The 15650-nt window shown below is 69.7% G+C and carries 9 protein-coding genes; 5 read left to right on the forward strand and 4 right to left on the reverse strand.

Annotation, left to right across the window (positions count from 1 at the left end; translation table 11 throughout):
• Window positions 1-107 precede the first annotated feature (107 nt).
• From WMF28_RS28080 to WMF28_RS28090, 3 genes are all read right to left on the reverse strand, one after another.
• Window positions 108-725, reverse strand: coding sequence for a hypothetical protein (locus WMF28_RS28080; protein ID WP_061626173.1), 618 nt, complete (start codon window positions 723-725; stop codon window positions 108-110).
• Window positions 726-829: 104 nt separating this feature from the next.
• A complete protein-coding gene (locus tag WMF28_RS28085) occupies window positions 830-1501 on the reverse strand; it encodes a hypothetical protein (protein ID WP_437596404.1) in 672 nt (223 codons plus the stop codon).
• A 1115-nt stretch (window positions 1502-2616) separates the two neighbouring features.
• The gene (locus WMF28_RS28090) at window positions 2617-2745 is read right to left on the reverse strand and encodes a hypothetical protein (RefSeq protein ID WP_437596405.1); all 129 of its coding nucleotides are present in this window, start codon (window positions 2743-2745) and stop codon (window positions 2617-2619) included.
• A 393-nt stretch (window positions 2746-3138) separates the two neighbouring features.
• Between WMF28_RS28090 and WMF28_RS28095 the strand changes: the two genes are divergently transcribed.
• From WMF28_RS28095 to tnpC (WMF28_RS28115), 5 genes are all read left to right on the forward strand, one after another.
• Window positions 3139-6987 carry an RHS repeat-associated core domain-containing protein gene (locus tag WMF28_RS28095; protein WP_437596406.1) on the forward strand — a complete coding sequence of 1283 codons (3849 nt, stop codon included), beginning with the start codon at window positions 3139-3141 and terminating at the stop codon, window positions 6985-6987.
• Between the two features lie 35 nt (window positions 6988-7022).
• Window positions 7023-9539 (forward strand): AAA family ATPase, encoded by a 2517-nt coding sequence (locus WMF28_RS28100; RefSeq protein WP_437596407.1) that lies wholly within the window; start codon window positions 7023-7025, stop codon window positions 9537-9539.
• Between the two features lie 299 nt (window positions 9540-9838).
• Entirely contained in the window at window positions 9839-10252 is a 414-nt protein-coding gene (locus WMF28_RS28105) for a helix-turn-helix domain-containing protein (protein WP_437604222.1), read from the forward strand.
• Entirely contained in the window at window positions 10249-10593 is a 345-nt protein-coding gene (gene tnpB, locus WMF28_RS28110) for an IS66 family insertion sequence element accessory protein TnpB (protein WP_165374362.1), read from the forward strand. Before WMF28_RS28105 ends, tnpB begins: the two co-directional genes overlap by 4 nt.
• A gap of 257 nt (window positions 10594-10850) precedes the next feature.
• The gene (gene tnpC / locus WMF28_RS28115) at window positions 10851-12893 is read left to right on the forward strand and encodes an IS66 family transposase (RefSeq protein ID WP_437596408.1); all 2043 of its coding nucleotides are present in this window, start codon (window positions 10851-10853) and stop codon (window positions 12891-12893) included.
• A 1151-nt stretch (window positions 12894-14044) separates the two neighbouring features.
• Here tnpC (WMF28_RS28115) and tnpC (WMF28_RS28120) read toward each other — a convergent pair.
• Window positions 14045-15649, reverse strand: coding sequence for an IS66 family transposase (tnpC, locus tag WMF28_RS28120; protein WP_437596409.1), 1605 nt, complete (start codon window positions 15647-15649; stop codon window positions 14045-14047).
• Window position 15650: the final 1 nt, after the last annotated feature.

A 15650-nucleotide genomic window follows, 5' to 3' on the forward strand; every position in this document is an offset into this window, starting at 1 on the left:
ACCCCTCGCCCCCATCACGCCGCCGCGCCGGCCCGCCCGCCGCGGTGCCTGAGCTCCGGCGTCCAGGAAGAGCACCGGGGCATCATCCCCAGCAGCCTGCTCGCGGTTCAAGACGAGGGGCGCAGCGTGGGATCGTCGCCCGAGAGCTGGGGAAGCATCGCGACGAACGCCCAGTCCTGCCCGCCCGAGTCATCGAACGTCAGGTGAACGCGGTCGCCGTCGCGCTCGAACGTGATGGTGAACGGCGCACGATCGAGCAAGGCGTCGTCCGTCGTCGTGAACGGCTCCTCGTAGTCCTCCTCGACGAGGAACTCGGCCGACGCCGCCGCGCGAGCCTCGGGATCGTCCACGCGCACCACCAGCCGCGGCGCGTCGGTGGAATGCACCGCGCCGAGCCCGCGCAGCAGCACCTCACGCAGCCACGCGCCGCCGAGATCGAAGCCGCCGCCCCAGAAGAACACCAGGCGATCGACGCTGAGCACGTTCGCCTCGTCATTGAACAGGCCCTTGAGCAGGAACCGCGACGTTGCGTCGCCTGGCCACGGCACGCCGTGCCGCCGCCCGAACTCGACCAGCGGCGCGGGCACGGCGCCCTCGCTCCACGGCGCGTCGGCGGTCTTCTCGTAGATGGCATAGTCGGCGACGAGCCGCCGCAGCTCCGCCGCGGCCTGCTCCGCCGCAGCGACCGTCGAGAACTCCGCTGCCTGCATCACGACCTGACTCATGCATGCAGCGTATACGATTCCGCGGGGCGACTGCGAGGAAACCGCCTGTTCACGGGACGCCGCGCTCCAGGAGGCGGGGCGGAGCGGTGAGCGGAGACGAACGGTCAGTTGATGTCGAAGAACTGCTGGCAGCAGCCCTGCGTGAGGTGACACACCTCCCTGGGCGCGCCCTCGCACGTCCCGACCTCGACTCCCTCGACGAGACACGAGCACATCGTCGTACCGTCCTCGGATGGCCCGCACTTGACCTCGTGCTTCTTGCTGAGGCACGTGGACGAACACGCGCACTCGTTGCCCTCCAGGCCGTGCGGGTAGTCGCACTCCAGCCCGATGCACCCGTGAGCGTCCAGGCACGCGTAGTACGCGTCCTTCTCGTCCTGGCAGTCGGCGGGCAACCCCTGCTTACAGGTGGAGGCTTCAGGCAGCCAGCACGAATAGTACGCGACGAGCTCGTCCTCGCACGCGGGGCGGGACAGCGGGACGACTATCAAGCTACAGTCCTGGACGCAGTTCGTATCCGGCGGATCGCAGCCGTACAGCTTGTGCGCCTCACAGATAGCCAAGCACGCCTGCATAGCGCTCGGGCCTTCCGCTTCGCCGCCGCCGCTGCCGCCGCTGCCGCCGTCGCCGACCATGGTGGTGCCGGTGCTGCCGCCGCTGCCGCCGCTGCCGCCGTCGCTGCTGCTTGGCCCGCCGCCGCTGTCACTGCACGCCACCACCAGCGTGGACAGGGCCATCATCGACACGAGCCAACCGGTGCGAACGTCACGTTTCATTGCAATCTCCTTAGCTTGTCATTCAGTGCTCGCCGAGCGCGGTGAGGAAGCGGGCGATGCTGCTCGGCTCGGTGATCATGGCGACGAGCTTCATCCTGCCTGATCGAGGTCGCGCTGCTGCAATCGTTGTCATCGGTGCATTCGCCGCCATCGGCCACCTTGCCCACGAAGACCGTGGAGCACTCGGGGTGCGAGTCGAACAGAGCGTCGATATCGAGGAAGTCCGCACAAGTGTTCTTCAGTACGGCAATGCAGCGCGCGGCTTTCTCGTACTCCTGGACGGAGGGGGCCGAGTGGCCGGGCAGCTTTCCCGGTCCCATGGCGCGTGCCGCCACCCGCCGCCTGCGACGCAGTTCCGGCGACGCTTGCGCGACGCGGAGCAGGTCGGATGTGGATGCGAGGCGAGCGGCCGATCCATGATGGGAGCGGCGCCCTCACCTCGCTCGGCGTACACCCATCGACATCGCGACAGCGCAACGAGCGTGCCACGGGAATCTGGCCTGTGACGCTCCGGCGCGACGAGGGGGCGCCCGTCCCGGCGGAGCGCGGGAGCGGTCGCCTCGTCGCGTCCGGGACGCGGGCATCGGCGCGTGATGGCAGTCCTTGCCGCTTTTGCCTCCCGGGGGGCTGGCAAGCCTTGCCATGAAGGCAACGCTTGCCATGCGCACGCCGGTCCAGGGCGAGTCCCACGGCGTGCTCGATCCCGGGGCGGCCGCGTCGGCCGTCCTGCGCAGCGCCGTCGGCCGTCCTGCGCAAGCCCCGGCGCCCTCCTGCGCGGCCCCGACGCCCTCCTGTGCGGCCCCGGCGCCCTCCTGTGCCGCCCGGCGCCATCCTGCGCGGCCCCGGCGCCCTCCTGCGCGGCCTCGGCGCCCTCCTGCGCGGCCTCGGCGCCCTCCTGTGCACCGCCGTTGGTGTCCTATGCAACAGTCGCCGCCGTCCTACGCGGCCCCGTGCCCCTCCTGGGCGCCTCCATTGGTGTCCTTTGTTACAACCGTCCGGCTCCCGCGCAGCCCCGGTGGTCTCCCGCGCAGCCCCGGTGGTCTCCTGCGCAGCCCCGTCGCCGTCTCGGGTGCCTTTCTCCCTTCCGGCTCGCCGTTTTCCGTTCCGTCGTCCTGCTACCCGAGCATCGCCCTCGCCGCGCTGCACGCCAAGGTGGCCGTGCGCGACACCGAGATCCGGCCGCTCCTCGCCCCCTCGATCGTCTGCTCGGGCTCGTCGAGGCTCTGGATCCGGGCGGCCGCCACGGCCGCTCCGGCGCATCGCCCCCCGCCTCCCTCCTCACGCCGCTTGACGACTATCCGCTGCTCGGCCCAGGCGGCGCGGCGGAGTCGTACTCCGGCCTCCCCACGCGCACGCTCAACATGGCGGCGCTGCTCCTCTGCTCTCCGCGGCGTCACCCAGACGTTGGCTCTCGTGCAGCCGACCCTGCGGACGCTCGCGCCCGGGCCGGGAGACATTCCGCGCACGCGCTGGAGCGAGCGCGGCACGCGAATCGCGGCGGAGCAGTCGCGTTCGACGCGGCGGGGCGGCGAGATTGACGGTTACATTCGAGTTCTGGCAGCATTCCCGTCATGGCTCGCACCGCCCCTGTCCCGAACATCCCGGCAATTCCTGGCATGAACCCAGGTGTGTTTGTCATGGGCGGAGGCGCTGTTTCCGGCGGGCGTGGCGGAGTCTCGGGCCGCGGCAAGGGGCGAGGACAGGGGGCCGGCGGCAAGAACGGCGGCGACAAGGCCAAGGGCGGTGGGAAAAACGCGTGCGGTGCCGGTAAAGACGGCGGCGGCTGCCCGAACCACCATGGAAGCAGCGGTAGCGGAAGAATCGCTCAGGGCGAGCCGGTCGATGTGGTCACCGGCCGAGTGTTCACGGTCCCCGAGACGGACGTCGACCTCCCGGGTCCCCTGCCCCTCCAGTTCGTCCGGTCGTACGGGAGCCAGGCGCGTGAGCGGGACGTCGGCCTCGGCTTCGGATGGAGCCACAGCCTCGCATGGGCGATCGAACTTCGCCGGCGGACCACCATCGTCGTCACGGCGGACGGGATCGAGGAGGAATTCGGGCTCGTTCCGCGGGACTCCGGCGTGATCGGCCCGCACGGCTGGATCCTCCATAGGGAGGGCGACGGCTTCTCCCTCGATTTTCCGGACGGGGACCGCCTGCTGTTCGAGCCGGATCCGGCCGCCGGTACGCAGCATCGCTTCCGCCTCGCTGCGCAGGTCGATGCGTTCAACAACCGAATCGCCCTCACCTATGTCGAAGGGCGCCTGGCCCAGGTCACCGACAGCGTGGGGCGCGTCCTGCGGCTTCGACCGGCGTCCGCGGGACGTATCGGCCAGATCGAGTTCGTGAGCCGCGCGTCCGGGGGGCGTTCGCTCGTCCTCGCGCGCTACCAGCACGATCAAGCCGGCGATCTCGTGGCGGTGACCGATGTGGACGGACACAGCACGAAGTACGGCTACGACGACGACCACCGGCTCGTCTGGCAGCAGAGGCCGACTGGGCTCACATTCCACTATCGATACGACGCCGCCGGACGATGTGTCGAGACATGGGCAGACTACCCCGGCGCGGTCGATCCGTGCCTCGCCGCCTCAGTCCCGGCGTTTCTGTCGGACGGCAAGACGCCGGCGAAGGGCATCCACCACGTTCGGCTCGACTTCTATCCCGATGGCTACTCGGAGGCCACAGACGCAGTCACATTTCACCGTTACTTCGGTAACGAGCATGGGAAGGTCGACAAGGCCATCACGGCCGGGAGCGTGTATACGCGCACGTATGACGAGCGGGGCCACCTGAGCTCGTTCACCGATCCGCTCGGAGCGACGACCCGCTGGACGCGCGATATCTTCGGCAACGAGACGCGAATCGTGGACCCGCTCGGGAACGAGACCTTGATCGAGCGGCTGCGGAACGGGAATATCCGCAAGATCATCGATCCGGAAGGGGGCGTGACGGAGGTGGCGTACGCCGAGCGAGCGATCTTCTGGACCGATCCGATCGGCGCGACCTTCGAGGTCCGCTTCGATTCTCGCGGCCTCATGGAATCGACTGTGGCCCCGACGGGGCATCAGACACGTTACCGTCACGATGATCACGGCAATCTCGTCGAGGTGATCCGCGCCTCCGGCGCGCGCTGGACGGCCGCGTACGACGAGCTCGGGCGGCGCACGGCGGAGCGCGACGAGGGCGGGCGCGTGACCGAGTTCTCCTACAGCGACAAGGGGCTGCTCCTCGCGGTACGCGAGCCGAACGGCGCTGTCACGCGCTACGACTACGATGGTGACGAGAACCTCATCCGCGTGACGGACGCTGACGGTCGAACGACCCGCCTCGTGCGCGGAGGCACCGGCTCGCTGGCGGACGCCATCCTGCCGGACGGGAGCGTCGTTCAGCTCCGGTACGACCGGCAGGAGCGACTCGTCGAGATCCACAACGCGAAGGGGGAGGTGTACTCGATCGAGGTCGGCGCCCTCGGCCTCCCGATCGAGGAGAAGACGTTCGATGGTCGGGAGATCCGCTATCAACGCGACGCGCTCGGGCGCGTCCTCCTGATCCGCCGTGGCAGCGAGTCAACGGCGCTCGAGCGCGACCTCGCCGGGCGCGTGGTGAGGAAGATCTACGACGACGGGGCCGAGGAGCGGTTCATCTACAACGGCCGTGGCGAGGTGATCCTGGCGGAGGGGAGCGGGTGCACGGTCGAGCTTCGACGCAACGCGGTCGGATGGGTGATCGGGGAGAAGCAGGTCGTGGACGGCGAGGCGTTCCTGATCGAGGTGACCTGCGATCGGGTCGGGACTGCGCTCCGGAGGGCGACGTCCCGTGGTCACGTGGTGGAATGGGCCTTTGATGAGGCCGGGCGCCGCACGCGCACGCGGCTCGACGGCAGGCACGAGATCCTCTCGTGCCACGACGAACGGGGGCTCACGGTCGAGACCCTCCTGCCCGATGGAGGCCGCATCGACACGCGGCACGATGCGCTCGGCAGGCTCGTTACACGGCGGGTGTCGTCGTCATCCAGCCCGATCGCGATGCGGCCAGGCGAGCCGGAGTGGGTCGGACCCAAAAGGGCCAACGTGACCGTGGATCAGGCCTTCCAGTATACCTCGGCAGGGCACCTCGCGGCCGTGTGGGATGCGCATCTCGGACACAAGCGCTTCGAGCACGATGCGCTCGGCCAGCTCCTGGCGGTGATCCCCGAGGAGGCGCGCGATGGGCTCGCGGCCGGGCGGCCCTCTGCTGTCGAGCTCTTCCGCTATGATTCCGCCGGAAACCTTCACGAGCGAGGCGAAGGGGCGGAGGAGCGCAGCTATGGGAAAGGGGGCCGGCTGGAGACCAAGGGCTCCACCCGCCTCCTCTACGACGAGCAGGGGCGGCTGATCGAGAAAAGGGCGCGAGGCGCTGCCGGGGACGAGCACGTGACGCGTTATGCCTGGTCGGCGAGCGGCATGCTCACGAAGGTCGAGGGGCCGGGCGGGACGACGGTCGAGCTCACGTACGATGCGTTCGCGCGAAGGATGAAGAAGACCGTGTGGCAGCGGGGAGAGGGCGGTGAGGTGCGCCTCCTGCGCACGACGCGCTTCTGCTGGGACGCGATGACCCTCGCGCACGAGATCGCGTCGACCCCCGAGGGGAATACCGAGGAGCGCACCTACTGCTTCGATGAGAGCGGGGCTCCGTGGGCTCACCGCGACACGAGGCACACCGGGGAGGGGCCGGTCGTGGGGCCGTGGCTCTTTTATTTGAACGAAGCCATGACGGGCTTTCCGGAGCGCCTCGTGGATGGCAAAGGTGAGGTCGCGGGCGAGCTGTTCCGCACTGCCTGGGGGAAGGTGACGTCCGAAGCCGGAGACCGCGCGCCGACACCGGTGCGCTTCCTGGGGCAGTACGAGGACGTGGAGACGGGGCTCTTCTACAACAGGCACCGCTACTACGATCCCGATCTCGGGAGGTACATCTCGCCCGATCCCGCGGAGATCGACGGCGAGATGAACGCCTACTGGTACGCGCGCAACCAGCCGTGGACCCTCGTCGATCCCGATGGGCTCATCTATTCCCGCATCCTCGACAGGGACGGCAACGTCCTCACGTACGTGGATGAAGACGGCAGCACGAAGCCGTACACGGGAAGGAACCCCAGCGAGGGAGGCAAGGTCTCGCCCGCCGGTCACATCAGCGACAAGCCGTGCGCGGAGGCGCAGGTCTTGACGGTGATGGGGGACAACATCCGGAGAGACGTGATGAAAGAGCAGAAAAAGGTGCGCGTTCAGGATCGCATGACCCCCGAGCAGACCGACGCCGAGGTGAACCGGCGCATCAAGAAGAAGTTCCAGGACGAAGGCCTCTCGATCGAGACGTACGACAGCGCGAAGATGCGGAAGCGGGTCGACCCGTGCGAGAAATGCGGAGCGATGTTCGAGAGGCTCGGCATTCAGGAGCACGTCATCGGGGCGAAGGGCAAGAAGGGTCAATACGGCGTTTACAGGGCCTAGAACAGCGGAGGCGAACGCCCCACGCCGAGGTGCGCATGCATCAAAAGGAAAAGGAAAGAGCTCCCGCGCCCATCTCGTGGACCGAGGGGGAAGAGCGCGCCCGTGAAGCGCTCGAGCGATGGCGCGCTGCTCCGGGCCCCGCGTGCGTGCTGCACGGCCCTCCGGGAGCCGGCAAGACGGCGCTGTGTACCCGGCTCGTTGACGAGGCGGTCGAGCGCACGCGGGGTTGTGTCGCCGCGGTGCAGGTAGGACGGGCGAGCGCCTTCGTCTTCGAGCAGGAGATCCTCGCGTCGCTCCTCGAGCAGCTCGGCGAGGACGTGCTGCACCCTCCGCGGGACGTCCTGAAGCTGCGCTCCGAGCTCCGGAACAGGCTGGCCAATGGCCAGGACGAGGACGAGCCCGAGGTGCTCCTCGTGCTCGATGGTCTCGACGAGTGCGTCGACTGGCCTCGCGACGCTCGGGGTTCGACGCTCCGGGAGCTAGGACTGCGCGTTCGATGTCTGGTCTCCATCTCGGGCGGAGAGGGCGAAGCGCACGCCTGGAGGGAGCGCCTCGGATGGGAGGACGCGGATGCGCTCCTCGTCGAGATTGCACCACCTTCCCCCGCGGCGGCGGAGAGCCGAGGCATTCCGAGCTGGGCGGCGGCAGGGGGAGACGGCGGACCGGAGGCGCTCGCCGCGGAGGTCGAGCGTGAGCTCCGGCGCCTCGACGGAGGAGAGGTCGCGCTGGAGGTGCTCTCCCTGCTGGCGCGCGCGCTCTCGCCGCTCGATGCAGAGGATGTCGCGGAGCTCCTGGAGATTGACGACTTTACCGCGCGCGGTCTCCTGCACGTGGTCCTACCGTCCCTCGATCGGATCCTGCGCTGGGATGGGCCGGCGCGCGCGCTGAGGTTCCAGCATGAGGCGCTGCGGGTCGCGTGGGCGCAGCGGAGCGCCGGTCGCGACGAGGCGATCGAGGCGTGTTACCGGGACGCGATCGCGCGATGTACCGCGGAGACCTCCCGCCGCCGGCCGGCCTACTTCCGCCGTCATGCGAGCGCGCACCTCGCGCTCGGCGGCGCTCCCGTCGCCTCGATGCTCGCCTTTGCCGAGCCGGGCTGGGTAGCGGCTGCCTCTGCCGAGGCGCTCGCCGATGCCCTCCTCGATCTCCGCCGCCTGCGCGATCGTATCGGAGAGGAGGTGGAGCGCTGCGGCTCCATGCCTCCCTCCCTCGCCGCAGCGCTCGTCCGCTGTGCGGCGGCGCAGGGCGCGGCGGCGACGCTGGGAGACGCGGAGCCCTGGGCGACCCCGGACGCAGACCTCGTGACTCCATGGCTTGAGGCGCACGCGGCGCGCGCGCTGTCCTTGCTCGCCCTCTCTGCGGAGGTCTCGCCGTCCGCCCGAGCCGGGGTCCTCGAGCGAGCGTTCGAGATCGCCGAGAACACGGGCGCGGGGTGGCCAAGCCCCTCGGCGCTGGTCGCCGTGGCGGAGGCGGCGGAGGGCGAGAGGCGCATCCGGGTTGCGCGCTTCGCGCTGGCAGCTGCGCGCCGGTCGGAGGAGGGGGATGCGGTCTGGGGGCTCGTCGCGGCGGCGGGCCTGCTCCCCGAAGAGGAAGCCCAGGAGGTCGCGGCAGAGGCCATCGCGCGCGCGGGAGGGGCGCCCGCGCTCGTGCCTGGGCCGAGGGTGAGCGAAGCTTCCGCCGTCGCGCTGGAGCGGGCTTCGCGTTCCCTGCCTGCGCCCCAGCGGATCCGCGTCCTCGCCCGGTTGCTCTCCGCGCTGCCGGCAGAGGCGAGAGTTCGTGCTGTTCAGGAGATCGAACGACTCTGGGCGCCCTGGTGCTTCGAGACCAGGGAGGAAGCCGAGGCCGTGACGCCTTACCTGTCCGAGCCTCTCCTGGAGAGGGCGCTCGAGGAGGTCCCGGTCTGGCCGGTGCATGCTCTCGGTGCACGCCTGGTCTCGGTCGGGCGAGAGGACGAGGCGCGCGCGCTCGTGCTGCGGTGGGCGGGGAGCAGCGCAGGCTACCGGGCGGACGCGTTGCTTCGCCTTGGTGAGGCGCTCCCTCCGGGCCGGCGGCCGGTGGAGGAGGTGCGGGCACTCTTCGAGGAGCTCGCCCCGGAGGAGCGGTGCCATCGGGTCAAGGAGCACCCTTCCGCTTCGGTCGCGCTCCTGGGGGACGAAGCGGCTTTACGAATCGCGGAGGGCTGCGTCGAGCCCTCCGGGAGCTATGCGCGGACTGGCGCGCTGGCGCGGCTTGCAGGGGCGCTCCCTGAATCGATGCGCGCCGAGGCGGCACGGCGTGCGGTGCTTGCCTTCGAGGCAGGAGGCCACGACGCCGACGCGCTCGGCGATCTCTGCGGGGCCGCCCCCTGGATGAGCCCCGCCGATGCGGCGCGGCTGCTTTCGGCGAGCCTGCTGGACGCCTCGGGGACTCCGTCGCTGGCCGGTGTCTTCCAGGGATGGGCGAGCGTGGCGCAGCTCGCCGGCCTCTTCCGTCGAGCCGGAGGGGAGGAGACCGTGCTTGCGGCCGCAGAGGAGGTGGCGCTCGCCGGAAGGTGGTTGCACCGCGTGGGGTGACCGCGTGCGCACACGCTTCGATACCCCGGGGCCGTCCTGCGCAGCCCATTGGCCCTCCTGGATAAGCCCCAGCGCCGTCCTGTGCGGCCCCGGTGGGCCTCCTGCGCGGCCCCCGGCGCCCTCCTGCGCAGCCCCCGGCGCCCTCCTGCGCGGCCTCGGCGCCCTCCTGTGCACCGCCGTTGGTGTCCTATGCAACGTAGCCGCTCCGCGGACCGCATCTTTTCCCTGGCCAGCTTCGGTTGCACGCTACGCGACGTCCGATGAGGGCCGCGCCCTCGTCGAGCGAAGAGGAGCGAGCAATGCCAGGAAGCAGGGAGCTGGTGCAGCTGCGTGCAGAGCTGTCGAGGTATCGAGAGCAGAAGAGCCGTGGGAAGTACCCGAGCGAGCTGCGGGAGCGAGCCGAGGCGTACGCCAGGGAGCGTTCCCGCGCGGGGGCGACGCCGACCGAGATCGCCACGGAGCTCGGTGTCCACAAGATGACCGTCGACCGATGGGTGGCTGGCGGTGAGCGCGCAGACGAGGGTGCGTTGCCAAGAGCCACCAATGCGGCTCAGCATGTTCCGTTTCTCCCCGTCGTGGTGCGCCCGGAGCGCCGAGAGGCGCCGCCTGTGCGGCTCAACGTGGCATTTGCCGATGGGACGCGGATGCAGGTATGTGGGATAGGCGCGCGCGACCTCGTGGAAGCGATCGAAGCGCTGCGGAGGGGACGGTGACCCCCGCGACGATAGCCGTCTATCTGGCGGTCGGTCCAGTGGACTTGCGTGGCGCGTTCGACCGGCTCGCCGCGATCACCCGGCAGGTGCTGTGCCTGGACCCGGCCAGTGGCGCGCTGTTCTTGTTCCTCAACAGGAGGCGCAACCGGCTAAAAGCACTTTGGTGGGACCGCAACGGATATACGATTCTGTATAAGCGTCTCTCGAAGGGTGCGTTTGCTCTGCCCTCGTTCACCGAGGCCGACGGCAAGTGTATCGAGCTGTCAGCACAGGACTTCGCGCAGCTGCTCGCCGGCCTACCCGTGGAAGAGCTGGCAAGCCGCCGCCGGCTGGTCCACTGAGGCGCCTGCGCCGGCGCTCGTTCACCACGCTGCCGGCGTCAGCGCGGCCCGATGGCGGCCGGCGCAGCCGGATGCGGAGATGGAGCAGGGCGCGAGCTGCATCGCGCCCGAAGACCTCGCGGGAGCGCGGCGCCGATGGCGCACCACGTCTGCCCTGCATTCCCGTCTTCGGTGAGAGATTCTCGTCGAAAGTAGCGACACGTCGGCTGCATAAGGTACTTGTCAAGGGCAAGCGGAGAGGGCATCCATGGCGCGCCTTGACCTCGACGACACGATCCGGTGAGGCCGCGCTGCCGCAGTCGGCGGAGCCAGAGCGCCTTGACGGCGCGGCGCTCGTGCTCGGCTACCTCCAGGCCAGGGGACAAGCCCAGGGGAGCCCCGCCGACCCCGGGTCGGCGGTCGACGCGCTGCTCCGGCGGGTGCAGGAGCTCGAGGCGAGGCTGGCCGAGCTCTCGACGGCGGAGCAGCAGGCCCAAGAGCTCGCTCGCACTGTCGAGTCGCTCAAGGCGTACAATCAACAGCTGCAGGAGACGATTCGGACCTTGGAGATCGGGTTCCGGCGCCACGTCTCCGAGCAGGTCTCGCCTGACCAACTGCGGCTTTCGCTGGCCGGCGAGCCAGGCGCCTGTCCGGCGGAAGCTTCGTCGCAGGCCGAGCACTGCGCGTCGCGCGATGCGGACCCGAGCGACGGCAGCAACCAGCCGCCGGGCTCCGCGAGCCCGCCGGAGCGCGCGGGGACGGCAGAGTCCTCCTCCGGCTCGGAGCCCAGAGGCGGCAAGCGAGCCAAGCGCCACGAGCACGGGCGCCGTCGCATCGGTGTCATCCCGAGGGTGGTCATCGAGTCGCTGCCGCCGGAGGTGCTGCTCAAAGGCATCGAGCGCTTCGAGCGTGTGGGCGCCGAAGACAGCTCGGTGATCGGCCACCGGCGCGGCGGCCCCGTGGAGATCGTCTGGCGTCGCCTCAAGTACGTGGCCAAGGCGGAAGCCCCGGCGGCGAGCAGCGGAGCGGGCGAGATGCCTGCTCCTTTGCCAGCAGGTGGGCCGGCCGTCACGCACGAGCTCGACGAGCCCCTGGTCGTGCGGGAGCACGAGCTCTTGGGGATCCCCGCGGACACGGGCTTCAAGCAAAACCCCTTCGTCGACGGCGTCCTCGTACGCTACACGCCCGGGTCGGACGCTGCGGAGGACAGCGGCGGACCGGTGAAGATCGCCTCGCTGCCGGAGCGCCCGATCGATAGATGCCTTGCCGATCCGAGCCTCTTGGCCCATCTGTTCGTCCACAAGCTCGATTACCACACGCCCTACTACCGGCAAGAGGTGGAGTCGGAGCGCCGCGGCTTCCGCATCAGCCGCGGCAACATGACACGCTGGCAGTACGATTGTGGTGGCATCGCGATGCGCATCGCCGATGCCCTGTGGAGCGACGCGCTCTCGAGGTCGTGGTTCGCCATGGATGCGACGGGCACCGCCATCCGGGCCAAGGAGAAGCACCGCTACGGGCATGTCTTCGTCCTGGTCGCGCCGGGCGATGGGGTGCTGTTTCGCTATACACCGACGTACGACGGCCCCACGGTCGCGAAGCTCTTCGGCGGCTACCAGGGGACGCTCGTCGCCGATGCCTCGGCCAACCACAACGTGCTGTTCGGGCCGGGCAAGGCGCGCGAGGCCGGCTGCTGGAGCCATGCACGAAGGCGCTTCTTCAAGGCGTTCAAGGCCGGGGCGGGCAAGGAGGCGGTGTTCGCGCTGCAGGCCATCCAGGCGCTCTTCCGCGTCGAGGAGGGATGTGCCCTGTGCAGCCCGGACGAGCGTCTCGAGATCCGGCAGCGCGAGTCCGCACCGCTGATTGAGAAGCTCTTCGCCTGGGTCGAAGCGCAGCGGCAGGTCATCCCGGAGCATTCGCCGTTGCGCGAAGGGCTGGTCTATCTGCACAACCAGAGGGAGGCACTCTGCGAGTTCGTCTCCAACGGGGAGATCCCCATCCACAATAATGCCAGCGAGAGGGCGCTGCGCCGCGTCGTCAAGGGACGGCGCAACTGGCTCTTCCACGGCAGCGACGAGCATGCTGTCCGGGCGTGTGCCATCACGTCGCTCATCGCTACCTGCCAGGTACACGGGCTCGACCCCGAGCTCTACTTGCAGGAGATCCTGACCGTGGCTCCGAGCTATCCGCTCAGTCGCATCCTCGACCTGAGCCCCAAGAATTGGGTCGCGACGCGACAACGCCTCATCGCCGAGGGGCGGCTCAAGTACCTGGACTTGGCTCGGATCACCGGCTCGCGCCTCGCCCTGCGCGATCGCTGATCGCGCCGCGTTGCCCGCGTCCGTCGCGCCCACAGCGCTCGCCGCGTCCAGCACGGCCGAGCCAGGCGCGCGTCCTTTCCGCGCCGAGGTGCGTCGGGTCGTCGAGCCGGTGCTGTCGTCGCATCGCCCTGCCACCGTCGAGCGCGTCTTGGCGGGGCGCCTTCGGGTCGCTTCGCTTCGGAGCTGCTTGTCTGCGCCTCGGGTCGGCCGCCGTTCGCCCATCTCGTCCGCGGACGGCTGGGCGGCGCTCTTGCGGCGCCGCACGCCTGTGGCCTCGGCAGATCCCGCGCGCTCCTCCTGCCCGGCCGCGCCACGCGCGCGCCCCTTCGCGCGGGCGGGGGCGTCCTCGCGGCCTTGCCACGCGACATGCGGCGCGGACAGCTTCAGCACCGCCGTCGTCAGGCTCGGGACTTCGACCCCCTCCTCCCCGCTCCGTCGCTTCGCCATCGCACCGCGACTCTACGCACGTGGCCGCCTTCCACAAGCACGCTTCAGAACGCGCTCTGCGGAGCGGCAACTATGCAACACTCGCCGCCGTCCTACGCGGCCCCGTGCCCCTCCTGGGCGGCTCCATTGGTGTCCTTTGTTACAACCGTCCGGCTCCTGCGCAGCCCCGGTGGTCTCCCGCGCAGCCCCGGTGGTCTCCTGCGCAGCCCCGTCGCCGTCTCGGGTGCCCTTTGTGGTTGCTGCGCAACCCTTTCTCCCTTCCGGCTCGCCGTCTTCCGTTCCGTCGTCCTGCTACCCGAGCATCGGCCTCGTCGCGCTGCACGCCGGGGTGACCGTGCGGTATGCGTCCTGTAGACCCCATCCTCGCGTGGTGCGCGCCGTCGCCGTAGATTCGCGACGCGATGCGAGAGCAAGAGCGGTCTGCGACGAAGGGTGGCTGGGCCCAGCAGCGAGCGGAGGAAACGGCGGTCGACGCCGAGGTCGCCGCCCGCGTGCACGTCGCCCGCAGGCGCGCGGCGGCGAAGCCGCGTGCCGCCGATGCCGCTGCCGGGCCCGAGTCGTCGACGAGGCGCCGGAAGCCATGCGTCGACCGCGCGAGCATCGAAGAGGCGGCACCAGCACCCCAAAGCCGGCGAGCGACGCGCCCGGCGGGCGGCAAGGCGGCGTCCATGCCCGCGGCAGTGGACGGCGACGCAGAGCAGCGATCAGCTGGGCGTCGCGGCTGGCGCCCGGGGCCACGGACTGGCCGCGAGCCGCTGCCGAGCGTCGGCGTTCTCGAGGGTCTGCTTCCAGGACTTGGGAGCGAGCTCGATGACCCGCTCGGGGGGCCAGGTTGGCAACAGGATCAACACGTCGCGCAAGTAGGCCCACGGCTCGATGCCGTGCAGCGCACAGGAGGCGATGAGCGACACGATGGTGGCGTTCCACTCGGCGCCGTCCTTGCTGCCCACGAAGAGCCAGTTCTTCCTGCCCACGGCTTCACGACGGAGCTCAAGCTCGCTCCGATTGTTATCCAAGCGAAGCCGCCCATCCTCGAGGAAGCGAGTGAGTGCGGTCCATTGGTTGAGCGCGTAGCCGATGGCCCCGGCGATGGGGCTCCGCGGCAGGACGAGCAGATCCTCTGTCTCAAGCCAGACGCGGAAGGCCACGAGCACGGGCTCGGCATCGATCCGGCGCTGCTCGGTTCGACGGCTCGGAGGCAGCTCCTTGGTCTCCTTGTCGATCGCGTAGAGCTTGCGAATGAAGCCGATGGCTACCGTCGCGCGGTCCCGGTCGGAGGTCATCGCTTCGAAGAACTTCCGCCGGCAATGGGCCCAGCAACCGACCTCGGTCACCTGCTCGGTGCGGTAGAGCTGCTCGTAGACATTCGAGGCGTCGGCCTGGACATAGCCCTTGTAGCCGCGAAGGAACGCCTTCGGGCCATCCTGGTTGTGATGGGGCGTGAATCGGAACAGGACGTGCTCTCGGTCCGCCACCAGGACCCAGAAGTGGCCCCGCCGGCACTTGTCCTTTGCTTGCACGAGCACGCCGGTGGCATCGATGGCGATGCAGTGCGCGTTCAGGGCATCGTTGGTCATCGCCCCGACGAGGATCGCGAGCTTATTGGCGCACGATTCGACCCAGCCGCACAGCGTCGAGCGCGAGAGGTGAAGGCCCCAGCGCTCGAAGATCTTCTCCAGCCGGTGGAGCGGCAAGTGATCCGCGTACTTGCTCACCAGCACGTGCGCGAGCAAACCCGGACCGGCGAGACAGCGCGGGATCGGGCTGTCGGGGACGTCGGCGATCGTGATGCCCTGCTCGGGCTCCCCTTTGACCGCGAACTTCGGCCTCACGATCTGCAGCCGCACGAAGCTCGCGGGCCGCCACTCCAGCGTCTCCGATATCTCCTCGCCGACGCGGACAAGCGCGGTCGCGCGCTCATCGTGCGCCTCCGGCGGCAACAGCTCGATCCGCTCGACAGGCAGATGCTCGGGCAGGCGTTGCCGTCCGTGCGGGCGGACCTGGCGCCCCTTGTCCCCGCCTCCGGAGGAGCCGTTCGGCGCCGCGCCATCGCGGCCGTCCGGCGAGCTGGTCGCGCCCGCGTCCGGCTGCGCACCGGCGCCCGCGAGCAGCTGCACGATCGCGTCGAAGGCGAGCTGCATCTGCCCGGGGTCGACGTGCTCGGCCTTCTGGCCGAAGATGTGCCGGCGAAGCCGCTCCAGCTCGATGCTGGCGAGCTCGTAGAGCTTGCGGTACTCGTCCCGCTCGTGGGCAGCGCGCGCGAGCTTGTCCTTGAGCTCACGAATCTGCTCCTCGATCGGCTTGCTCACG

This window comes from Sorangium sp. So ce590 (assembly GCF_051521365.1).
In the GTDB taxonomy this organism is placed as follows: domain Bacteria; phylum Myxococcota_A; class Polyangia; order Polyangiales; family Polyangiaceae; genus Sorangium.